Raw genomic sequence first — 23,605 nt, 5'->3', positions numbered from 1 at the left:
GGTTCTGTGAAGAGGTTCGCGTTCTGCACCGGTATGGAGTTCGCGGCACCGGCCGTGGACGTACTCGCCGCTCAGGGCACTCCCCCGTCGCTGCTCATCGGCTACCCGCCCCAGTTGCAGCACCGCTCGGGCTACGCACCGCTGCAGGAGGCGGCGGCCAGGCACGACATCCCGCTGCTGGAGACCGCCGACATCAACGACGGCCGGGCGCACAAGCTGGTCACCGACCTGGACATCGACCTGTTCGTGATCGCCGGCTGGTCACAGCTCGTCCGCGAACCGCTGCTGTCGGCGTGCCCGCTCGGCTCGGTCGGGTTGCACCCCACCCGGCTGCCCGAGGGTCGTGGGCGGGCCCCGCTGCCCTGGACGATCATCAAGGGCATCCGGTCCAGCGCCGTCAGTCTGTTCTTCCTGAACGAGGGCGCCGACGAGGGCGAGCTCATCGCCCAGCGCGAGTTCACGGTGAGCCGCCGCGACGACGTCACCGAGGTGTACCGCAAGGTGACCGAGATCAACATCGAGCTGCTCGCCCAGTACGTCCCGCTGCTGCTCGCGGGCCAGGTGGTGGCGCGCCCGCAGCCGCCGGGCGGATCGGTGTGGGAGCGGCGGCGGCCGGAGGACGGCGTGATCGACTGGTCCAGACCCGCGAGCGAGGTCTACGACTGGGTACGCGCGCTGGCCGCGCCGTACCCGGGAGCCTTCACCTTCGCCGGCGGGCGCAAGCTGTTCGTGCACAGCGCCGACCTCATCGAGTGGGGCGAGCACCGGGAGCCGCCGGGCACCGTGCTGGCGCCGGTCTGGTCGACCGGCGGCGCCGGGGCTCTGGTGGCGTGCGGCTCCGGGCTGCTCGTCCTCCGCGAGGCTCAGTGGGAGGGCGCCGGACGGCACGACGCGCTGGCCCTGCTGGAGTCGGGCGAGCTGTCGGTAGGCACATGCCTGGGGACGTGAGGCTCACCGGGGCGGTGATGGCGCACCCCAAGCGCATGGAGGCGGCCGTCAGCCTGGCGGGCGGCGTCCTCGACGTGGTCACCGATCCCGATCCGGGAGGGCGGCCGTCGGCGTTCCGGACGTCGCTGCTGGCGTGGTCGAGCATCCCCGAGGGAGCCACCCACCACGTGCTGCTCCATGACGACATGGTGCTGTCGGACACGTTCTTCGAGCGGGCGGCGGCGGCCGCCCGGGCCATGCCGGACGCGGCGCTGGCGCTGTTCGCGTTCTGGAACTCGCGCAACGGCGCCGCCGTGCGCCTGGGCGCCCTCGCCGGGGCGCGCTGGGTGCGCGGGGCCGGGGAGTACACACCCGTCGCGGCGCTGCTGCTGCCCCGGCGGGTGGCCGAGGGGTACGTGGAATGGGCACGCGGGCGGGGCGGCACCTGGCCGGACGACGTGCTGATGGGCCGGTACCTCCGGCAGGCCGGTGTGCCGGTGTACGTCGCGGTGCCCAGCCTGGCCGAGCACGAGGACCTGGCCAGCCTGGTGGAGAACGACTTCCAGGGGCTGCGGCGCTCACCCTGCTTCTTCGCCGACGAGCCGCCGTCCGACGAGGCCAGGGTGCTCGGCTCCCTGGCCGCGATCCCGTTCTTCAAGCGAGGGGTGGCGCAGTGCGCCGTGCCCGGCGGCTCGGGGTGGCGGGACATCCGCTGCGAGGACTACCTGGACGGGCGGGGCTTCGACGTCGGCGGCCTGCGGGCGCGTTTCCCGGGCCGCTGGTGGCCGCTCTGGCTCACCGCCTTCACCATGGGCGTGGTCCAGGAGAACTCCGGGGACGCGCGGGTGCTGGATCGGGCGCTGGGGACCATGGGGCCCGGCGGGCTCTGCCACGAGCTCGGGGCTCGCGAGCTGGCCCGGCTGTCGGACGAGCTCCACGACGTCGCACGCGACGGGCTGGCGGCGGGGCTCTCGGCCGCTCCCCAGGCGGTGGAACGGCGGACGGTCGCCGTGACCGGCCCTGACACCTGGCTGCGCGACCAGGTCACGTGGGCGCTCGCCGACCGCGGTCACCTGGCATCCGATCATCCCGACGCGCTGGTGCACGTCTGCGCGCCGGAGCCGGACGCCGATCCGGCCGAGGAGCTGCGACTGGCGCGCGCGGCCTTCTCGGGCTTCGGCGGCCGGAAGATCCTGCTCGGCTCCCGGGGGGTCGCGGCCGGGGAGGCGGTGGTGTTGCGCCTCGGGGAGCCGTACGGGCCGGGGATGCCGCAGGGCGGGACGGTGGCGGAGCAGGTGCTGCGGTCGTCGCTGAACCGGCCGCTGCGAGCCGATGGCGGGGTGGGGCGGCTCGTGCACGTGCGGGACGTCGCCGCCGCCGTCATAGCCGCTCTGACCAGCGGATCGGGGGTGTACGACATCGCGGGTCCGCGGCCGTTGAGCGGGCGGGAACTGGCCGAGGCGGTGGCCGGGGCGGTCCGTCCCGTGCCGATCGAGGCCGCTCCTGACGCGGGGGCGGCGGAGGAGGAGACGGCGGAGGAGACGGCGGTGGACGTCGGGCGGGCCTTCAGCGAGCTGGGGTGGCGGCCGGAGGTGGACCTCGACTACGGCCTGCACACGTGCGCGCAGTGGCTGGCCTACGAGAGCGACCGCCAGTAGAGGCGCCCGTCAGGAGCCGCGACGACGAGCCGTCCCGAGGCGGCGGCCGTCGCGACACGGCTCGCGGAAGGGGCCGGTCCGGGGGTCTCGGTCCAGGCCGGGCCAAGGTCGGTCCACTCCGTGTCCTGACGGTCGACCGTTCTCGTCACGACGCGGTCACCCGCGATGGCGAACAGGCGCCCGTTCATCGCCGTCAGGCCCGTGGCCCCGCCCCCGCCGCCCATCCGGACCCAGGCGGCGTCCGCGAGCCGGCGGATGGGGAGGTACCACAGCTCGTCGTCCGAGGTGAGGGCGAACAGAGCCTCGTCGGCGGCGGCCAGGCCCGTGGCGCGCTCCGGCGCTCGGCTCACGTCCGTCCAAGGGGCCGGGCGGAGGACGGGGTCCCGGTAGCGGATGGCGCCGCCGGGGGCCAGGCCGTACAGGCCCGCCGGCGGGCCGCCGTGGGCCTCACGGGGGGCGGCGAGCGCCAGGGCGTCGGTGACGTCGATCGGGCGCCAGGGCAGGTTCTGGCCGGACAGGTGACGGGTGCTCAGCGTTCCGCCGGACCCGGCGGCGAACAGCCGGTTCTCGCACACCACGAGCGCGACCGGCGGGTCTTCCGCGGACGGGACCGGCGGGCCGGCCGGGCCGATGTCCTCCCACCGCGGCGGGCCGGGAGGGCGGGAGAGGCGGTCCATGACGTTGCGGGTGATGCGGGCCAGGACCGGGTCGGTGGCCAGGGTGTTGCCCCAGTTGATGGTGCCCGCGTTGAAGACGGTCCCGGCTCCCAGCCGGTGCACGCCCATGGTCGCCGCACCGCCCTTGCCGTGGCTGCGCCAGTGCGACAGGTCCGCCGTGGCGAGGACGACGAACGACGGCGGGGTGCCGTCGCGGCCCGTGGCCCGGGGTACGCCGTCCTGCCACTCCAGGTCGGCGGCGTCCGTCTCGTAACCGAGCGCGCCCCTGCCGAACGTGTCGCCGTCCCGCAGGCCTGTGCCCGCGTAGACCCAGTGGTCGGTGAAGCGGGCCGTGTAGGACTCCTGGGACATCACCCGCGAGTCCACCCAGCAGCCGGCGCCGTTGCGGAAGGTCAGCCCGGTGAGGGTGTTCTCGGGACGGTTGACGGGGTCGCTGGGCCACTCGACGGTGGTGCGGCCGGGGTCGGTGCGCGAGAGAGGGTCGGCGACGGCATCGCGGTAGCAGACCATCGTCCGGAGGTCGTCCTCGAAGCGGACCTGCCACCAGCAGGTGTTGCCGGAGAATATCGCGATATTTCCACCGGCTCGCGCGAACGCCTCCACGGCGTCCCGCATCTCCCACGACCAGTACTCGTCGTGTCCGTTGATCACCAGCAGCCGGTAGCGGCTGAGCAGGTCGAGACCGCCGTGCAGGTCCAGCCCCGAGCAGTAGTCGACCGCGTACCCCGACGGGCCGAGCCACCGCAGCAGCCCGAGCTCCCACTCCTCGACCTGCGGCCCCGCCCCCGGCCGGTCGAAGCCGACCTTGACCGCGCGATCGGGCTGCTCGGACTGGTAGAGCCCCTCACCGGGGACGCCGGGCCGGTTGTACGCCTCCCAGGTGGGGAAAGGGATCGCCACCACCACCGGGGAAGCCGGCACCCGCCCCCGTACGACGAAGTAGGCGGACCCGTCGCCCAGGACGGCGCGATAGAGCGAGCTGGGCCAGTCCGGGCCCACCTCGAGCGTCCAGGTGTCGCCGCCGGCCGTGTCCCGGAGCACGACCCGTCCCGACGGCACGTCCTCGACGGTGATCGCGCCCCCGTCCCCCAGCAGGTGGAACCGGAGGGTCTCGCCCTGCGCGCACGACGTGGCCGCCGCGTACAGGGTCATGCGGCCGCCGCTTCGACCAGCATCGACTCCAGGTCGAGCAGGAACCGTTCGATCCCGGGCGGCGCGAGCAGCGCGGTGTCGGCGTACAGCGACACCTCCATCCGCCCCGGCTCGCCGCCGAGATGCAGCCGGAAGTCGCAGATGTTGCGGTCCATGGCGTCCGTCCAGGCCAGCTCGGTCCGCTCCATCGAGGCGCGGACGGCGCGCTCGTCCAGCCCCGCCGCCCCGTCGTGCTGCACCAGCCGCTGGTCGTTGAAGCAGCCGAACGACCTGATCGCCGGTCCCACGCCCGACACCGCCTCCTCCATCGCGTACGGATCGAACTGGGCCTGCCGGTACGCCCGCAGGGCCACTCGCCAGCCCTGCCGCACCAGTTGCCCGAAAGGGGAGGTACGCAGGTCGAGGAGCACGAGCCCCTCCTGGGAGATCGTGGAGACCACGTCGCGGCGATCGGCCGCGAACCGGTTGTTGACGATCACCCGCATGCCGCAGAACCGCTGGCCCGTGAGCCGCCCGGCGAGCCGGACCGCGGCCGTGAGCAGCACCGTCGAGGAGCTCACCCGCTCGCGGGCCGCCACGGCCTGTGCCGCCGCGGCGATCGCCTCGGAGGTCATCGTGGCCTCCCGGAACCGCGGGCTCCGGGGGACGTCCGACAGGTTCACGGGGTCCATGCGCCGGTATTCGGACAGCCAGAAGGCCAGGGCCTCGTCCGACGTGCGCCGTCCCTCGGCCGAGTGCTGCCACTCGGCGATCTCGCGCGGCGTGGCGCTCCGCACCGGCGGCAGCGCATCGCGCAGCAGGAGCAGCCGGAAGTCCTTCACCAGGAGCTCGGCCGCGTGCCCGTCGGCGGCCAGGTGGCAGAGGACCAGCACGACATGCCGGACATGGTCGCCGGCCACGACGAACGCCACCCGCAGCGGCCACTCCTCCCAGTAGTCGAACGGCTCGGCCGACAACCGGTCGCACACCGCCTGCGCGGGTTCGTCCGTCACCTCGACGTACGGCTGGGCGACGGCCGAGATCCGCTGCCGGGGCCGGTCAGGGGGCCCGATGAGGCGGGTGCGCAGCGCCTCGTGCCGGGCGACGAGCCCGTCCAGGGCCTTGACGGCGCGCTCGACGGTCACGGGCCGCTTCGGCGCGGCGAAGATGCGGCCGATGTTGAGATAGTGCTCCTCCGGCCGCGCCGCCACGACGGCCCGCCAGATGTCGTGCTGACCCCAGGTGAGCGGCGAGTCAGGCATGGAGCCGTACGTAGTCCACCAGCTCGTCCAGGCTGCCGGCCGATGCCAGGTCGAGCTCGACGCCGAACTCGGCCTCCACCGCGTCGATCAGCCTGAGATAGCCGAGCGACGTGACGCCGAGATCGGCCAGCCGGGCCTCGCCCGCCAGCACCTCGGCCGCCTCGACCGCGCCGTCGGTGGCCGTGGCGACCATGTCGGCGAGCCGTCCGCGTAGCTCCTCGTCCGTCTGCACCTGGAAAAGCCCTCCCGTTTCCCGGAAATCGGGGCGAGTGTGTCACGCGGGGCTGGATGGCGGCAAGCGGCTGCCGGTAAGGGGTTGACGCAAATGTGCATTTTTTCTAGCGTCTTGCGGCAGCCCGATAATTATTTTGGGAGGTGGTTCAGTCGGCCCTTCCTGTCCCCGCTCTGCTGAGCTCACGCGCCGCCACCGCCCCCGACCACGAAGCCCTCATCGTCGCCGGAAGAGGCGGCCTGACACTCGGTGAGTGGGACGAACGCTCCGACGCCGCCGCCCACCATCTGCTGGACCGGGGCGTACGCCGAGGTGACCGCGTCGCGCTGGTGTTCGGCGGCGGTGACTGGCTCGACTACGCGGTGAGCTGGATGGCGGTGCTGAAGGCGGGCGCCGTCGCGGTCCCGCTGTCGGACCGCCTGGCCGCGCCGGAGCTGGCCGCCCTGATCGAGCACTGCGGCGCGACGACGACCATCCGGCGCGGCGACGAGCTCACGGGCGCGTCCGGCCGGCTCCCGTTCGAGGCCGACCCGCTCGACCTCGCCCAGATCCTCTACACCTCCGGCACCACCGGACAGCCCAAGGGCGTGGCCGCGAGCCACGCGAACCTCACCTCCCCGCCCGTCCACCCCAAGCGCCGCCCGTTCGCTCATTCCCGGCATCTCGTGCACGCCTTCCCCATCGGCACGAACGCCGGCCAGGTCATGCTGCTCCACGCGCTGACCGCCGCGCCCACCGTGGTCACCCCGCCGCTGTTCACGCCGGCCCGCTTCGCGGCGCTCATCGAGGCGTACGCGGCGGGGACCGTGTTCGTCGTGCCCGCGATGGCCGTCGAGCTGCTCGGCGCGCGTGTCCAGGACCGCCACGACCTGTCGAGCGTGCTGCTGCTCGGCTCGGCCGCCGCCGCGCTGCCGCCGAAGGTCGCCGCCGAGCTGACCGAGGCCTTCCCGAACGCGACGGTCGCGAACTACTACACCTCGACCGAGGCGGCCCCGGCCCAGACCATCATGATCTACGACCCCGACCGGCCGGGCGCTCTCGGGCACGCGGCCGGCGCCCTGAGGATCGCGGACGCCGACGGGAACCCGGCCGGGCCGGGCGAGACCGGCGAGGTGTGGCTGCGCGGCCCGGCGCACTCCCGCGCCTACTACGGCGAGCAGCGCGACGACACCTTCCGGGACGGCTGGGTCCGCATGGGCGACCTCGGCTACCTCGACGACGAGGGCTACCTGTACCTCGTCGACCGGGAGAGCGACGTGATCAAGTCGGGGGCCGTCAAGGTCTCGACGCTCCAGGTCGAGGCCGCGCTGCACGAGCACCCGGCCGTGTCCGAGGCGGCGGTGTTCGGCGTGCCGCACCCGGTCATGGGCATGGCGGTGGCGGCGGCCGTCGTGTCACACGAGCCGGTGACGCTGGCCGGTCTGCGAGCCTTCCTGTCCGAGCGGCTCGCCCAGCACGAGCTGCCCACCCGGCTGCTGTGCGTGGACGCGCTGCCCAGGAACACCGCCGGAAAAGTGATCAAGCGAGAACTGCGCGGCATGGCAGAGGAGTGAACATGGTCCTGGCGTCGCAGGCGCAGCACGGCATGTGGATCACGGAGGTGATGCACGGCACCGGCACGGCCTATCACATGCCCTTCGCCATGTGGTTCGACGGCCCGCTGGACCGGGAGGCGATGCTGGCGGCGTGCCGGGCGGTGGTCGCGCGGCACCCGGTGCTGAGCTGCGCCTTCGAGGAGCGTGACGGCTCGCTGCACCTGGTGCCCGCCTCCGGCGCCCCGCCGATCGCGTTCGTCGTGGAGCCGGACCCCCGCCTCCTGGTCGAGCGGGAGATCGCGCTGCCGTTCGAGCTGTCCGCCGGGCCGCTGGCCCGGTTCACGCTGGTGGAGATGTCGCCGTCCCGGCACCTACTGCTGTTCGTGGGTCACCATCTCGTCTTCGACGGCATCTCGAAGGACCTGCTCGTACGGGATCTGGCCGCCGCCTACTCCGGGGCCCCCTCCCCGCCGCTGCCCATGCCGTACGGGATGGCGGAGGAGCCCTCGCCGGAGGCGCGGGCGTACTGGCGGGCGCGGTGGCGCGAGGTGCCACACGTCGTGATCAACGGGGCGACGAGGACGCCGCGACTGGCCGAGCACGGCGAGACCGTGCTGCGCGACCTGACCCATGACCTTCCCGACCTGCCCGGGTTGACCAGATTCCAGGTGTTCCTCGCCGCCGTGCACGCCCTTCTGCACCGGTACGGCAACGCCGACACGTCCGTGGCCGTGTCCATGTCGACCAGGACCGCCGAGACCCGGGACCACATCGGCCTGTTCGCCACCGAGCTGCCGGTGTTCTCGTCGTTCCCGCCCGGAGGCTCCTTCCTTGAGCTGGCCCTGGGCCTCAGGGACGAGCTGCGCGAGCTCAACGCCTTCCGCGAGGTGCCCGTGGCCAGGGCGGTGGGCGGCATCAAGCCGAGGGCGGCGCTCGCACCGGTGTCCATCAGCTACCGGCGGCGCGCGCCGGACCAGGTCTTCCCCGGCCTGAGCCTGTCGGTGGACTGGAGGATGTCCAACCACATGGTCAGGAACGCGCTCCACCTGCAGGCCGTCGACGGCGCCGACGGCCTGCTCCTGACGCTGCACCACAGCCCGGACGTGATCTCCCGGCGGGACGTCGAGCTGGCCGCGGACCACCTCTCCGCGGTGCTGCGCGCGGTCTCCGCCGATCCGGAGGTGCGGCTCGCCGACCTGCCGCTCCCCGGCGCCCCCGTGCCCGCCCCTGTGGCGGCCCCCTTGGCCGCCCCCTTGGACGCCACCGTGGACGCCCCCGTGGACGCCACCGTGGACGCCACTGTGGCCGCGCCCGCGGCCGGGCCCGCGCACGCCGGGGCCGGCGGCGAGCTCGCCGAGGGGGAGCTGATCGAGCAGGTGCGGCTGATCTGGATGGAGGTCCTGCGGATGGACCACATCGCGCCGGACGAGGACCTCTACGACCTCGGCGGGCATTCCCTGACCATCACGCAAATCAGCGCGCGGATCAGGAAACGGCTCGGGGTGGAGGTGCCGTTCGACGTGTTCCTCGACGATCCGACGATCATCGGGGTGGCCGCGGCCATCGACGGGCTGCGGTCATGATCTCCCTGGGCCAGGAGCGGCTCTGGTTCCTCCAGCGGCTCGACCCGTCCGACGCGGCCTACCGGGTCGCGGTGGTCCGGCGGCTGCGCGGGACGCTCGACGTCGAGGCGCTGACGAGGGCGTTCGGGGATGTCGTGGAGCGGCACGAGTCGTTGCGCACGAGGTTCCCCGACCAGGACGGGCTGCCGGTCGCGGTGATCGACCCGCCGGGGCCGGTCCCGGTCGAGCTCATGGCGTTCGAGCCGCCGGCCCCGGAAGGGCCCGCGCTCGACGAGGTCGCGCGGCTGCTCGGCGAGCGCGTCAACACGCCCTTCGATCTGGCCTCCGCCCCGCCCCTGCGGATCACGCTGGTCCGGCTGGCGGACGACGACCACGTGCTGTGCGTGGTGCTGCACCACATCATCGGCGACGGCTGGTCCCTGAACGTGCTGATGAGCGATCTGGCCGCCTGCTACCTCGCCCGCGTGGAAGGCGTACCGGTCTCCCTCCCCGGCCTGCCCGTCCGCTACGCCGAGTACGCCGACGCGCAGCGCAGCCGCGACGCCGGCGCCGACATCGGCTACTGGACGGGCCGGCTGGCCGGGGTGACGCCGCTGGAGCTGCCCACGGACCGGCCGCGTCCCGCCCAGCGGAGCAGCGCGGGCGACGACGTGGGCTTCGAGCTGCCGCCCGAGCTCGCCGGCGCGCTGTCGCGGCTGGCCAGGGCCGAGCGCTCGACGCTGTTCATGGTGCTGCTGGCCGCGTACCAGGTGCTGCTGGCCAGGCATGCCGGGCAGGACGACATCGTGGTCGGCTCACCCACCGCCGGCCGCGATCGGCCGGAGCTGGAGCCGATGGTCGGGCTGTTCGCCTCCACGCTGGTGCTCCGGGGGGACCTGTCGGGCGATCCGTCGTTCACCGAGGTGCTGCGCCGTACCCGCCGTACCGTGCTGGAGGCGATGGCGCACCGCGAGGTGCCGATCGAGCGGGTGCTGTCCGCGCTCGACATCGAGCGCGACCTGTCGCGCACGCCGCTGTTCCAGACGATGCTGGCGCTGCACAACTCCGCGGTCGGCTACGACGAGGCGGAGTCGTTCGCCGGGATGGAGAGCCTGCCGTTCCCGCACGGGGCGCCTCCGGCCATGGTGGACCTGCGGATGGATCTCTGGCCGTCGGGCGGGGGCTGGCACGGGGCGTTGTTCTACAGCACCGAGCTGTTCGACCGGGAGACGGTGACCCGCCTCGCGGCCCGCTTCCTGACCTTGCTGGCCTCGATCGTCGCCGCTCCCGAGGCTCGGCTGTCGGAGCTGGACCTGCTTCCCGCCGCGGAGCGCGCGCTGCTCGACCGCGTCTCGCACGGCCCGTCCCTCGAGGTGCCGGCCGCGACCGTGGTGGACCTGGTCATGCGGCAGGCCCGGCTGCGTCCGGAGGCGACCGCCGTCTCGTGCGGCGACGACCACCTCTCCTACGCCATGCTCGCCGCCCAGGCCGTACGGGTCGCGGCGGAACTGCGGGAGCGGGGCGCGGGGCCGGGAGCCGTGGTGGCCGTCCGCGTGCGGCGGTCGGCGGCACTGCCGGGGACGCTGCTCGGCGTGATGCTGACGGGAGCCGCCTACCTGCCGATCGACCCGGCGCTTCCGGCGAGCCGGGTGGCCTATGTGCTGGCCGACTCGGGAGCCCGGTTCACCCTGGACGACGCCCCATCCCCGGCCGCCGCCTCAGGATCCGCTGCCTCTGGACCCGCCGCTCCTGGACCGGACGGCGGGTCGGCCGCCTATGTGCTCTACACCTCCGGTTCGACCGGCCGCCCGAAGGGGGTGGCCGTGCCCCACTCGGCGCTGGTGAACCTGCTGGCCGGGATGGAGCGGCTGCTCGGGGCCGGACCGGCGGACGTGTGGCTGGGCAGCACCTCCCTCTCCTTCGACATCGCGGGGCTGGAGCTCTATCTGCCGCTGGTGACCGGCGGGCGGCTGGTGCTGGCCGGGGACGAGACCGTGCGCGACGGCGCCGCGCTGGCCGGGCTGATCTCCGCGTCGGGCGTCACGCACGTACAGGCCACCCCGTCGGGCTGGAACATGCTGCTGTCCGCCGGACTCGACGCCTCCGGGCTGGTGGCGCTGGCGGGTGGCGAGGCGCTGCCGCTCGCGCTGGCCAGGCGGCTGCGACGGCGGGTTGCCCGGCTGTTCAACATGTACGGCCCGACGGAGACCACGATCTGGTCCACCGCCTGGGAGGTCCCCGCCGAGCCCGGCCGGGTTCGCATCGGACGGCCGATCGCCAACACCCACGTCCACGTGCTCGACGGCGCCGGCGCGCCGGCGCCGATCGGCGTGCCCGGCGAGCTGGCGATCGGCGGGGCGGGGCTCGCGCTCGGCTACCTGGGCAGGCCGGAGCTGACCACCGAGCGCTTCGGGACCGGGCTCTACCGGACCGGCGACCGGGTCAGGTGGCTCGGCGACGGCGACCTGGAGTTCCTCGGCAGGGACGACGGCCAGGTGAAGCTGCGCGGCCACCGGATCGAGCTGGGCGAGATCGAGACCGCCCTGGAGTCGCATCCGGACGTGCGGCGGGCGGCCGTTATCGTCCGCGAGGACGAACTGGTCGCCTACGTGGTGACCACGCCTGCCCCCGGGACCGCCGGGCCCCCGGGCCACCCGGTCGGCCTGCTCGACCACGTGGCCGGCTGGCTGCCCTCCTTCATGGTGCCCCGTGCCGTGGTGGCGCTCGACGCACTGCCGATGACGCCCAACGGCAAGGTCGATCGGCGGTCGCTGCCCGAGCCGGAGGGCCCGGTCGCGGGCAGGGGAGGCAGGCCGCGCACCGCCCGCGAGCGGCAGGTGGCCAAGATCTTCGGCGACGTGCTCAGGATCGGCGACATCGGCGCGGACGACGACTTCTTCGCCCTCGGCGGCCACTCGCTGCTGGCCACCCAGGTCATCGCCAGGCTGGAGGCCGCGGGGACGACGGTGCCGCTGCGGACGTTGTTCGGGCACCCGACCGTGGCGGGGTTCGCGGCGACGCTGGAGGGCCTGCCCGCCGAACCGGGCCGCCCCCCGGTCCCGCGCCCGCCCGGCACGCTGCCTCCGCTCTCGGCCGCCCAGGAACGGCTGTGGTTCCTGCACCGGCTCGATCCGGGCGACGCCTCGTACAACATGTACGTCGTGCGCAGGCTTCGCGGCCCGCTCGACCCCGAGGCACTGCGGCGGGCGCTGACCGCGCTGCTCGCCAGGCACGAGTCGCTGCGCACCCGCTTTCCCGAGGTGGACGGGCGGCCGGTCGCCGTCGTCGAGCACGCCGCGCCCGCGGCCGTCGAACGGCTCGACGCCAGTGACGAGGCGCAGGCCCGCGCGTGGGTCGCCGCCCGCACCAACGCCCCCATGGACCTCGGTACGGCGCCACCGCTGCGGATCACGCTGATCCGGCTGAGCGACGACGATCACGTGCTGTGCGTGGTGCTCCACCACATCATCGCCGACGGCTGGTCGATCACCGTCCTCCTGAACGACCTGGCCGTCCTGTACGCCGAAGCCCGGTCGGGCGGCACGGGGGGCCTGGCGCCGCTGATCGTCCAGCACGGGGACGTCGCACGGTGGCAGCGGGAGCAGGACGGGACCGCGGCGCTGGAGTACTGGCGGGAACGGCTCGCCGACCCGCCCACGCTGGCGCTGCACACCGACCGTCCGCACACGCCGGGTCCGGCGCGCGGCGACTTCCACCTGCTGGACATCCCCGACGATCTGGCCAAGGCGCTGGACGCGACGGCGCGGCGGCACCGCAGCACGCTGTTCATGGTGCTGCTGGCGGCGTACCAGATGCTGCTGGCGCGGCACACCGGTCAGACGGACGTCCTGGTCGGCTCGCCCACCGCCGGGCGGGACCGGGTGGAGATGGAGCCGATCGTCGGCTATCTCAGCACCACCCTGGTGCTGCGCGGTGACCTGTCGGGCGATCCCACGCTGGACGAGCTGCTGGCCAGGACGCGAAGGACGGTGCTGGACGCGATGGCGCACCAGGACGTGCCGTTCGAGCGGCTGCTGGCGGACCTGGACATCGAGCGGGACATCACCAGGAAGCCGATGTTCCAGACCATGCTGACGCTGAACAGCCAGACCGCGGACGGGGAGCAGGATCGGCTCGGCGACGAGCTGGAGATGACGTACTTCGACGACGGTTACCGGCAGGCCAAGTTCGATCTGGTGGTGGAGGCCTGGCGGGCGCCGGGGCGGCTGCGGGTGGCGTTCGGGTACGACGCGGGGCTGTTCGACCGGGAGACGGTGGCGGGGCTGGCCGACCGGTTCGCGGTGCTGTTACGCGGCATCGCCGACCCGGACCACCGTCATGCCCGCCTGTCGAGCCTGCCGATGCTCACCGCCGCCGACTCGGAGCTGATCGCCTCGGCGGGCGGCGACGGGAGCGCCGTGCCGGGCGTCGACGTGCCGGGGATGATCGCGGAAGCCGTCGCCGCCCACCCTCACGAGCCGGCCGTCGTCTGCGGGCCGGAGAGCGTGACCTACGGCGAGCTGGCCGAGCGGGTCTCCCGGCTGGCCGCCGAGCTGACCAGGCACGGCGCGCGGCCTGGTGACGTGGTCGGCCTCCGTCTCGGCCGGTCGGTCGACGCCGTGGTGGCGATGCTGGCCGTCTGGCGCACCGGAGCCGCCTACCTGCCCCTCGACCCCGCCGATCCCGTCACCCGCCACCGGCACATGCTCACCACGAGCGGCGCCCGCCTGACCGTCTCCGACGGCCTGCGCGTCTCAGGCGGCCTCTCCGCCTCCGGCCCGAACCGTCATCCCCACGATCGGCTCGTCCCGGACGGCCAGCTCGTCCCGGACGGTCAGCTCGTCGCGGACGGTCAGCTCGTCGCGGACGGTCAGCTCGTCGCGGACGGTCGCCCCGGCGGCCAGGACCCCCGCGACGGCCTCGCGTACGTCATCCACACCTCCGGCTCCACAGGCACCCCCAAGGGGGTGGCGGTCGAGCACGCCGGCCTGGCCGCCCGTGTCCGGTGGATGCGCCGCGAGTACGGCCTGCGGCCCGGGGATCAGGTGGTCCAGCTGGCCTCGTTGAGCTTCGACACCCACGCCGAGGAGCTCTACCCCGCTCTGGCCGCCGGCGCCACGGTCGTGCTCGTCCCCGACGGCGGCGCCACCCTCCCCGATCTGCTCGCCGCGCGCCCCGGCATCACCGTGCTCGACCTCCCGACGGCGTACTTCCACCAGCTCGTGGACCTGATCGACGAGATCGCCTGGCCGGCCGCCCTGCGCCTGGTCGTCATCGGCGGCGAGCAGGTGCGCGCCACCGCGCTGGCCCGTTGGCGCGGACGGTTCGGCGACCGGGTGCGACTGGTCAACACGTACGGCCCCACCGAGACCACGATCGTCGCGACCGCCACCGACCTGGCCGGCGACCCGGACCCGCGCCCGCCCATCGGCCGCCCGATCGAGGCCACCACCGTCCGGGTCCTCGACGCCCACGGCGCGCCCACCCCGCCCGGCGCCCCAGGCGAGCTGTACATCGGCGGCCCGGGCGTCGCCCGCGGCTATCTCGGCCTGCCGGAGCTGACGGCCCAGCGCTTCGTCCGGCTCCCCGGCGGGGACCGGTACTTCCGCACCGGCGACCGGGTCCGGCTGCGCCCCGACGGCCTGCTGGAGTTCCTCGGGCGCATGGACGAGCAGGTCAAGGTGCGGGGCTTCCGCATCGAGCCGGGCGAGGTCGAGCACTGCCTGCTCACGCATCCGGACGTGCGGCAGGTCGCGGTGGTCGCCAGGGACGGCGAGCTCGTCGCCTACGTGGTGGGCGAGGCGGCCGAGCTGGGCCGGCACGCGGCCGGGCGGCTTCCGCCGTACATGGTCCCCACCCGCTGGGTCGTCCTCGACGCGCTGCCGCTCACCGCGAACGGCAAGCTCGACCGCGGCGCGCTGCCGGAGCCGGACCGCCCCGCGGGCCAGGAGGCCACGCCGCCGCGGTCGGACGCGGAGGAGCTGGTCGCCGACGTCTGGGCGGAGGTGCTCGGCGCGGACAAGGTCGGCGCGTTCGACGACTTCTTCGCGCTCGGCGGGCACTCGCTGCTCGCCATCAGAGTGGCGGCACGGCTCCGGGCGATCGCGGGGGTGGACCTGCCGATCCGTACGCTGTTCGCCCGCCGGACCGTCGCCGACCTGGCGCGCGCCGTCGAGGAGGCGTTGCTGGCGGAGGTGGCCGGGCTGTCCGACGAACAGGCGCTGAGCATGCTGGACGCGGAGGACACGGCGTGAGCGAGCTGACCCAGGCGCAGCGGGCGCTGCTGACCCAGCGGTTGCGGCGGCGCGGAAGCGTCGCGACGATTCCGCGGCTGCCGGAGGGGCAGGCGCCGCCGCTGTCCTACGCGCAGGAGCGGCTGTGGTTCATGGAGCAGTACGCGCCGGGCAACCCCGCGCACACCATCCCGTTCGTCCGGCGGCTGCGCGGCCCGCTCTCCGCGGAGCTGCTGGGTGACGCGCTGGACCGGGTCGCCGCGCGGCACCAGCCGTTGCGGACCCGCTTCCCGGTCGGTGACGACGGGCAGCCGACGGTGACGGTCCCGGCGGACATCGCGGTCCCGCTGACCATCGCCGACGCCGCCGCCGACGACGGGGCGCGGGCTCTGGTCGACCGCTTCCTCGCCGAGCCGTTCGACCTGGTCACCGGGCCGGTGATCAGAGCCCTGCTGGTACGGCTGGCGGCCGACGATCACGTGCTGGCCATCGCCGTCCACCACATCGCAGCCGACGGCTGGTCCGCGAACGTCCTGCTGCGCGAGCTCCTGACCTGCTACGGCGGGGGCCCGCTGCCCGAACTGCCGGTCACCTACGGGGACTTCGCCGCCTGGCAGCGCGAGCGGCCCGGCGGCGCGGACGACGTGGCCTACTGGCGCGAGCGGCTGGCCGGCCTGCCGCCGCTGGAGCTGCCCACGGACTTCCCCCGGCCGCCCGAGCTGACCTACCTCGGTGCGGCACACCCTTTCCAGGTGGACCCCGCTCTGGTGACGCGGCTGGAGCGGCTCGGGCGGGAGCACGGCGCCACGCCGTACATGGTGCTGCTGGCGGCCTTCGCGGCGCTGCTCGGCCGCTACGCCGGGCAGGACGACGTGGCGGTGGGCTCCCCGGTGGCCGGGCGTTCGCTGCCGGAGCTGGACGGGCTCGTCGGCTGCTTCATCAACATGCTCGCCATGCGGGTGGACCTCTCGGGCGATCCGTCGTTCCTGGAGCTGGTGCACCGGGTGCGGGACCTGTCCATGGACGCCTACGCGCATCAGGAGCTGCCGTTCGAGCGGCTGGTGGCGGAGCTGAACGTGCCGCGCGAGGTGTCGCGGTCGCCGCTGTTCCAGGTGCTGTTCGCGATGCAGAACTACGGCGGCGAGCCGTCATCCGCCGGCGGGCCGGCTGTCGAGGGGTTCTCGCCGGGCGTGTGGGCCACGCGGTTCGATCTGGAGCTGTACACCGGTGGCGATGGTTCGTTCCTGTTCGTCTACAACGTCGCGCTGTTCTCGGCCGAGCGGATCGCGCGCATGGCCGGGCATCTCGGCGCCCTGCTCGACGGGGTCGCGGCCGACCCGTCGGCCCCCGTCTCCACGATCGAGCTGCTCACGGCCCCGGAACGGGCGGAACGGGACCGCTGGAACGACACCGGGCTCGACCTGGGCGCGGCCGGCCTGTTGCACCGCCCGTTCGAGGAGCGGGTGCCGTACGCGCCCGATGCCGTCGCGGTCGACCACCCGGGCGGCGAGATCACGTACGCGGAGCTGGACCGGCGGGCCGCGCTGCTGGCCGCCGAGCTGACGTCGGCGGGCGTGGGGCGCGGGGAGCTGGTGGCGGTCGTGATGGAGAGGGGGTGGGAGCAGGTCGTCGCGGTGCTGGCCATCGGCAGGGCCGGAGCGGCGTACCTGCCGGTCGACGCGGACCTGCCGGACCGGCGGCGCTTCGAGCTGATGGCGCGCGGCGAGTGCCGCGTCGCGGTGACCCAGCCGTGGCTTGACCTCACCTGGCCCGCCGGCGTGACCCGCGTCCCGGTGACCCCCTCGCCGGCTCCACCGGCCGCGCCCGAGTGCCCGGCGGAACCGGACGACCTCGCTTACGTGATCTTCACCTCGGGCTCGACCGGCAGCCCGAAGGGCGTGATGATCGAGCACCGAGCCGCCCTGAACACCGTCCGCGACCTCAACCACCGCTTCCACGTCGGCCCGCGCGACCGGATCCTCGCGCTGTCGGCCCTCAGCTTCGACCTCTCCGTCTACGACGTCTACGGCGCCCTGGCCGCCGGGGCGACCCTCGTCATGGGCGAACCGTCGGCCGACAAGGACCCCGCCGCCTGGGCCCGCCTGGTCACCGAGCACCGCGTCACCGTGTGGAACTCGGTTCCCGCCCTCATGGAGCTCCTGGTCGACCACGCCGAGCACGAAGGCACCGACCTGAGCTCGCTGCGCCTGGTGCTGCTGTCCGGCGACTGGATCCCGCTGACGCTCCCCGGCCGGATCCGCGCCCTCGCCCCGGAGGCCGAGATCATCAGCCTGGGCGGCGCCACCGAAGGCTCCATCTGGTCCATCTTCCACCCGATCGGCGAGGTGGACCCGGGCTGGTCGTCGATCCCCTATGGCCGCCCGCTGGCCAACCAGTCCTTCCACATCCTGGACCGCGGCCTGTGCGACGTGCCCGTGGGCGTGCCCGGCGACCTCTACATCGGCGGAGCGGGCGTGGCCACCGGCTACTGGCGCGACCCGGAACGGACCGCCGCCGCCTTCATCGCCCACCCGCGCACCGGCGAGCGCCTCTACCGCACCGGTGATCTGGGCCGCTACGCCCCGGACGGCACCATCGAGTTCCTCGGCCGCGCCGACGCGCAGGTGAAGATCCGCGGCTACCGCGTCGAGCTGGGCGAGATCGAGACCCATCTCTCCCGCCACCCGGACGTGGCGGAGTGCGTGGTCACCACCCACGGCTCGGGCACCCGGGCGCAACTGGTGGCGTACGTGGTGGGCCGGGTCGATCCGGTACGGCTGCGCGGCCACCTCACCGAGACCCTGCCCGCGTACATGATCCCCACCCGCTTCGTCCCCCTCTCCCACCTGCCCCTGACGGCCAACGGCAAGGTGGACCGGCGGCGCCTGCCCGCCCCCACGTCATCGGCGGGCGACGCGGAACCGGGCGGGCGCGTCCCACCCGGCACGGAGGCGGAGCGCCTGGTCGCCGCGGTCTGGGCCGAGGTGCTGGACGTGTCGGCCCGCGACGGCGCGGCTTTCGGCGTCGATGACGACTTCTTCGACGTCGGCGGGCACTCCCTGCTGGCGATCAAGGTGGTGGCCAGGTTGCGCAGGGTGTCGCCGCCCGGCGCGGCGCCCATCGCCGTGGTGGACCTGTTCAAGCACCCGACCATCCGCGGGCTGGCCGCGCTGGTCGACGGCACCGCCACCGCGTCGCGCGGGCTCCTGCACGAGCTGACGCCTCGCCGTGCCGCTCCTCCTGAGCTCACCTACGTGTGCGTGCCGTACGGCGGAGGCGCGGCGGTGGTGTACCAGCCGCTGGCCGACGCCCTGCCGGAGACGTACGCCCTGTGGTCGCTCGCCATCCCCGGGCATGACGTCGGCCTGGACGAGGAGCGGCTGCCGCTGGAGGAGGTGGCGGCCCGGTGCGTGCGCGAGATCCAGGAGAAGGTCCGCGGACCGGTCGCGTTGTACGGGCACTGCGGCGTGGGGTCGGCCCTGATCGTCGAGATCGCGCGTCGGCTGGAGGCGGCGGGACGGGAGCTCGAAGCGGTGTACATCGGGGCGATCTTCCCGTTCGCCCGCCCCCGGAGCGGGCCCATGGCGGCGCTGTCCAGGCTGGCCAGACGGGAGTTCCTGCGGAGCGACCGCGGCTATGTCAACTGGCTGACGTCCATGGGTCTGGACATGGGCGACCTGGAGCCGGGACAGGCCCGGCACATCATCAGGAACATGCGGCGCGACAGCGAGGCCGCCGAGGAGTATTTCACCGGGCTGTTCGAGAGCTCGGTGGAGCGGCTGCGGGCGCCGATCATCAGCGTGGCCGGAGAGCACGACCCGGCGACCGAGTACTTCGAGGAGCGGTATCGCGAGTGGCACTTCCTCACGCCCACGGCCGCCGTGGTGGAGTTGGACGAGGCGGGCCACTTTTTCCTGAAATATCGGGCGGCTGAGCTCGCCGAGATCGTCACCCGCACGCATCTCGCCCTCGCACCGAGCGAGCCCGACCCAGCCCCGGCAACTGCCCCGGCTTCTGCCCCGGCCCCGGCATCAGGACCCGTCGCAGAGCCCGTCGCAGAGCCTGGGGCGGGCGCGGAGGCCGTGGGCGGGGTCAGCTGGCGGTTGCGGGAGGTGTCGCGGGCCGGGGCGCGGACCGCGCCGGCCGGGCCGCAGCCGAGCATGAAGCGGTTCACGGCCGTCGCCACCGGTCAGCTGGTGTCCCTGCTGGGGTCGGCGCTGACCGGGTTCGCCATCCCCATCTGGATCTATCTGACCACGGGCTCGCTGGCGCAGTTCGCCCTGCTCTCCGTGATCGGGCTGCTGCCGGGGATGGTCGTCGCCCCGCTGGCGGGCGCGATCGTCGACCGGGGGAACCGCCGGGCCGTCATGCTCGGCGGTGACGCCGCCGCCGTCGGCGCCCAACTCGTGTTCGGGACACTCCTCTGGACGGGCAACCTGCAGACCTGGCACGTCTACCCCCTCCTCGCGGTGCTGTCCGTGGCGCTCACGTTCCAGCGGCTGGCCTACACCTCTGCCGTGCCGCAACTCGTCCCCAAGCGTTACCTCGGGCACGCCAACGGCATCGTCCAGATGGCCGGTGGCATGACGCAGCTGCTCGTCCCCCTCGCGGCCGTCGGGCTGATGGCCGCGATCGGGCTGGAAGGGATACTCGTGCTGGACGTGGCCAGCTACGTGTTCGCGATCGGGGTGACGTCGCTGGTGCGCTTCCCCGCCGCGATGGCCTGGCGCCGGAAGGAGCCGGTGCTGGCGGAGATGGCGGCCGGGTTCCGCTACTCCTGGGGGAACGCGGGGTTCCGTCAGATGCTCGTCTACTTCGCGGTGCTCAACATCTTCCTGTCGCCCCTGTTCCTGCTGATCTCGCCGCTGGTGCTCTCCTTCGGCACGCTGGCGGACGTGGGGCGGATCTCGTTCGTGTCCGGGCTGGGGGTCTTCGTCGCCGGCCTGACCATGACGGCCTGGGGCGGCCCGAGGCGGGGGCGGATGCGGGCGGTGCTGTGGTGCACGCTGGCGCTGGCGGTGTTCTGCCTGGTGACGGGGTTGCGGGCGGATCTGGTGACGATCGGGATCGGGGCGTTCGGGATGTCGCTCTGGGTGACGCTGCTGAACGGCATCTATGCCACGATCGTGCAGGTCAAGGTGCCGCAGCGGTTCCACGGGCGGGTGTTCGCGCTGAACACGCTGATCGCCTGGTCCACCCTGCCGCTCGGTTTCGGGCTCGTGGCGCCGTACGGCGCGGCGGTCTTCGACCCGCTGCTCGCCCCCGACGGGGCGCTCGCCCCGACCGTCGGGGCGCTCATCGGGACCGGCGCCGGGCGGGGGGTGGGGCTGATGTACCTGCTGTTCGCCCTGGCGATCACGGTGGTGGCGGTGGTGGCGCTGCGGTCGAGGCTGCCGGTGCTGCTCGACAGGAGCGCCGACGCGACCCCGGACGACCTGGTCGGGCTACAGGCCCTCGGGCGGACGCTCTAGGGTCTCCTTCAGCGCCTGCAGGAACAGGACGACCTCCCTGCCGTTGACCAGCCGGTGGTCATAGGCCAGGCCGATCGCCGCCACCGTCCGCCCGCCTTCGGGCTGTGGTGAGGTGAGGGCGACGGCGCAGGCCTGGCCGGGGAAGACGATCGGGACGGCCATGATGATGTCGGCGTCGTGATGGAGGGTGACGACGATGTTCCCGCCCGTGAGGTGCTCTTCGCCGAACCCGCCGTGCTGGGCCAGCCTGCGGAACTCGGCCAGGCGCTCGGCGATGTCCGGCACGGTCAGGCGATCGCGGATCACCGGCACGTAGAGGCCGGTTCCCATGTCGATCGTCACCCCTACGCGTGGCCGATCGGGGATGCGGACGGTCCGGTCGTCGACGAGCTCGGCGAAGAACATCGGGAAGTCGGCGTGCAGCCGGGCGACGGCGGCGATGAGCAGGTCAGGAAGGCCGACCAGCCTGCGTAGTCGCCTGGTCAGGGTCCGGGCCGTCGTCAGGGCGGGGGTGACGTCCACCTTTATCGCGGTGTAGCCGGCGGGGATGGTCTGGTGCGACCGGGTCACGGTCCGGCCGACCGCGCGCTGGTGGTTGGACAGCGCACGAGTCTGCCCACCGGCGGTGGAGATCGCGGCGGCGAGCCGTTCCACGTCGGTTCGCCGCACCACCTTGACCTCCAGCCCGGCCACCAGTGCGGGGTCGAGGCCGAGCTCGTCCAGCAACGCGCGCGCGGGGGCCGTGACGATCGGCCCGCCCGCTTCGGGGACCGGCTCCGGCTCGGGCCCCGGCTCGCCGTCAGGCTTCGGCCGGGCGGCGGGCACCGGGCCGACTCGGGCGATCAGCTGGCCGGGGGTGCACGTCGCACCCGTCCGCACCAGCTGGGTGAGCACCCCGTCCTGCTCGCTGACCAGCTCGTCCACCGTCTTCGACGTCTCCAGCGTCACCAGCGGGTCATCCCGGCGCACCGGCGCGCCGTCCTCGGCCAGCCACTCCAGCAGCGTGTATTCCGAGTCGTTGTTGTTCAGTTTCGGGACCCGGATCTCACCCATCGAGCGCCTCCAGTACGGCCCGGCAGATCGTGCTGTCCTGGAGCACCACGTCGCGCTCCAGGTGAGCGGCCGCGGGGATCACGCTGTCGGCCGAGCTGACCAGGCGGATCGGCCGCCGGAGCGAGCCCCACAGCCGGGTGTGCAGGTCGGCGGCGAGGTGCGCGCCCCAGGTGCCGCCCGCGCTGCCGTCCTCCGCCACGCAGATCAGTCCCGCCTGACCGAGCAGCGGCAGCAGCGCGGCGGGGTCGAACGGGTACAGGCGCGACGGGACCAGCACCGCCCCGGCGAGGTCATGGGAGAGCAGCAGCGTCCGCATGGCGGCGATGGCCCGGTGCGCCACGCCACCCGGAGCGATCACCGCGTAGTCGAGGTCGCCGTCGAACCGCACCACGGCGACGTCTCCCACGAGGTCCCGGGTGAACAGCTCGTCCACGTCGTACATCCGGCGGGTGTAGAGGACCTTGTCCTCGAAGAGCAGGCAGGGCTCTTCCAGCGCGAGCATGCGGTCGAGGACGGCGCGGTTGTCGTGGAACGGCGACATCTCGAAGAGCGACAGGCCGGGCACGCCGACGAAGTGCTTCTGCAGGTTCTGGCTGTGGGTGGGGCCGTAGCCACGATTGCCCCCCGAGGGGCAGCGAATGATCACCGGCATGGGGACGCGCCGGCCGTACATGGAGACGGACTTGCTGGCGAAGTTCACGATCTGGTCGAAGGCGAGCGCGGCGAAGTCACCGAACATGATCTCGACGATGGCCTTCTCCCCCGCCAGCGCGAGGCCCGAGGCGGCGCCGACGATCGCGCCCTCGCTGAGCGGCGTCGTCAGGACCCGGTCGGGGAAGCGGGTGGACAGGCCGCGGGTGATCTTGAAGGCGCCGCCGTAGGGATCCAGGATGTCCTCGCCGAGGACGTACACGCCCGGGTCGTCGCCGAGCAGGCCGTGCAGGGCCTGGTTGAGGTTCTCGCCGACCCTCACGCGGCGGTCCGGGCGGCCGGGGGGCGGGCGGCCACCTCTTCGGCGATCGCGTCCACGCGGGCGCGGGCCGCCGCCTCGATCCGGGCCGACTGGCCGGGATGCTCGGCCTGGTAGGAGGCGTACCAGTCGGGGCGAACGGCGTCCGGCGGGCGGGTGTCGTCACCCTTGCTGTGCGGGCCGAGGCGGTGCGTGGCGAATTCCACCACCGACGGCGAGCCACCCCGGACGGTCTCCACCAAGGGCGCCAGCTGCCGTCGTATGTCGGCGACATCCAGGCTCGACACCCGCGTGTGCCCGATCCCGAAAGCGGCCGCCCGCCCCGCGACGGTGCCCGCCATCTGCAGCTCGGTCGGCGTCGACTGGGCGATGCCGTTGTGCTCCACCACCACGAGCAGCGGCAGCCGCCAGAGCCCCGCCATGTTCAACGCCTCGTACACCGCTCCCTCGCCCCACGTCCCGTCACCGATGTACACGCAGGCGAGCGCGCCGGGCTCGTGCCGCCTCAGGTGCAGGGCGACACCGGCGGCCACCGGCAGGCTCTGCCCCTGCACCCCGGTCGACAGGTAGCGGTCGCGGCGCAGATGCTGGCTGCCCCCCACGCCGTCGCACACGGCGCCCTTCCGGCCCATGATCTCGGCGAGCAGCCCTTCGGGGTCCTCGAACCGGGCCAGGTAGTGGCCATGACCGCGATGGTTGCTGAACACCCAGTCACCATCGCTCAGCAGCGGGCGCAGGGAGACGGGAACGTACTCCTGCCCGAGGCAGGTGTGGGTGGTGCCGTTGAGCTCGCCCCGCTCGAAGAGCGCGAGCAGCTTCCGTTCGAAGGACCGGATCAGCAGCAGCAGCGCCAAGTCCTCATCAGCCAGCCTGTTCATAGGCCCCTTGAGTCCC

General features: G+C 73.4%; 12 protein-coding genes. 6 read left to right on the top strand and 6 right to left on the bottom strand.

All coding sequences use genetic code 11. The features are described from left to right. Positions 1–6: 6 nt before the first annotated feature. Both ABZS51_RS25090 and ABZS51_RS25085 read left to right on the top strand, forming a co-directional pair. Positions 7–948: a methionyl-tRNA formyltransferase gene (locus ABZS51_RS25090; protein WP_355445475.1), complete on the top strand. Its 942-nt coding sequence runs from the start codon at positions 7–9 to the stop codon at positions 946–948. Further along, complete coding sequence (locus ABZS51_RS25085) at positions 945–2,585, top strand: hypothetical protein (protein ID WP_355445472.1); 1,641 nt, start codon at positions 945–947, stop codon at positions 2,583–2,585. The genes ABZS51_RS25090 and ABZS51_RS25085 overlap by 4 nt, the downstream gene beginning before the upstream one ends. On the opposite strand, the gene ABZS51_RS25080 is transcribed toward ABZS51_RS25085, so the two are convergent. Genes ABZS51_RS25080 through ABZS51_RS25070 form a run of 3 tightly spaced genes read right to left on the bottom strand, consistent with a single transcriptional unit; the run spans position 2,564 to position 5,887 of the window. Then, positions 2,564–4,414, bottom strand: coding sequence for a N,N-dimethylformamidase beta subunit family domain-containing protein (locus ABZS51_RS25080; RefSeq protein ID WP_355445469.1), 1,851 nt, complete (start codon positions 4,412–4,414; stop codon positions 2,564–2,566). The genes ABZS51_RS25085 and ABZS51_RS25080 overlap by 22 nt on opposite strands. After that, entirely contained in the window at positions 4,411–5,655 is a 1,245-nt protein-coding gene (locus tag ABZS51_RS25075; protein ID WP_355445467.1) for a condensation domain-containing protein, read from the bottom strand. Before ABZS51_RS25075 ends, ABZS51_RS25080 begins: the two co-directional genes overlap by 4 nt. Then, positions 5,648–5,887, bottom strand: a complete 240-nt coding sequence (locus ABZS51_RS25070; protein WP_355445464.1) for an acyl carrier protein — start codon at positions 5,885–5,887, stop codon at positions 5,648–5,650. Before ABZS51_RS25070 ends, ABZS51_RS25075 begins: the two co-directional genes overlap by 8 nt. Before the next feature lie 143 nt (positions 5,888–6,030). Between ABZS51_RS25070 and ABZS51_RS25065 the strand changes: the two genes are divergently transcribed. The 4 genes from ABZS51_RS25065 to ABZS51_RS25050 are packed head-to-tail and all read left to right on the top strand — an operon-like array spanning position 6,031 to position 20,688. Then, the gene (locus tag ABZS51_RS25065) at positions 6,031–7,440 is read left to right on the top strand and encodes an AMP-binding protein (protein WP_355445461.1); all 1,410 of its coding nucleotides are present in this window, start codon (positions 6,031–6,033) and stop codon (positions 7,438–7,440) included. Between the two features lie 2 nt (positions 7,441–7,442). Then, on the top strand, positions 7,443–9,005 hold the full coding sequence (locus tag ABZS51_RS25060) for a condensation domain-containing protein (RefSeq protein ID WP_355445458.1): 1,563 nt from the start codon (positions 7,443–7,445) through the stop codon (positions 9,003–9,005). Further along, entirely contained in the window at positions 9,002–15,238 is a 6,237-nt protein-coding gene (locus tag ABZS51_RS25055) for an amino acid adenylation domain-containing protein (protein ID WP_355445455.1), read from the top strand. The genes ABZS51_RS25060 and ABZS51_RS25055 overlap by 4 nt, the downstream gene beginning before the upstream one ends. Next, positions 15,235–20,688 carry an amino acid adenylation domain-containing protein gene (locus ABZS51_RS25050; RefSeq protein ID WP_355445453.1) on the top strand — a complete coding sequence of 1,818 codons (5,454 nt, stop codon included), beginning with the start codon at positions 15,235–15,237 and terminating at the stop codon, positions 20,686–20,688. Before ABZS51_RS25055 ends, ABZS51_RS25050 begins: the two co-directional genes overlap by 4 nt. On the opposite strand, the gene ABZS51_RS25045 is transcribed toward ABZS51_RS25050, so the two are convergent. The 3 genes from ABZS51_RS25045 to ABZS51_RS25035 are packed head-to-tail and all read right to left on the bottom strand — an operon-like array spanning position 20,662 to position 23,589. Next, complete coding sequence (locus ABZS51_RS25045; protein ID WP_355445450.1) at positions 20,662–21,741, bottom strand: 2-oxo acid dehydrogenase subunit E2; 1,080 nt, start codon at positions 21,739–21,741, stop codon at positions 20,662–20,664. The two genes, ABZS51_RS25050 and ABZS51_RS25045, sit on opposite strands and share 27 nt — an antisense overlap. Continuing rightward, positions 21,734–22,714, bottom strand: a complete 981-nt coding sequence (locus ABZS51_RS25040; protein WP_355445447.1) for a transketolase C-terminal domain-containing protein — start codon at positions 22,712–22,714, stop codon at positions 21,734–21,736. Before ABZS51_RS25040 ends, ABZS51_RS25045 begins: the two co-directional genes overlap by 8 nt. Continuing rightward, positions 22,711–23,589: a thiamine pyrophosphate-dependent dehydrogenase E1 component subunit alpha gene (locus ABZS51_RS25035; protein WP_355445444.1), complete on the bottom strand. Its 879-nt coding sequence runs from the start codon at positions 23,587–23,589 to the stop codon at positions 22,711–22,713. The genes ABZS51_RS25040 and ABZS51_RS25035 overlap by 4 nt, the downstream gene beginning before the upstream one ends. Positions 23,590–23,605: the final 16 nt, after the last annotated feature.

The sequence above is a fragment of the Nonomuraea sp. NPDC005501 genome, from assembly GCF_040605905.1.
Lineage (GTDB): Bacteria > Actinomycetota > Actinomycetes > Streptosporangiales > Streptosporangiaceae > Nonomuraea.
Note: the sequence above shows the minus strand (reverse complement) of the source record. Positions and strands in the feature narration are given on the sequence as shown.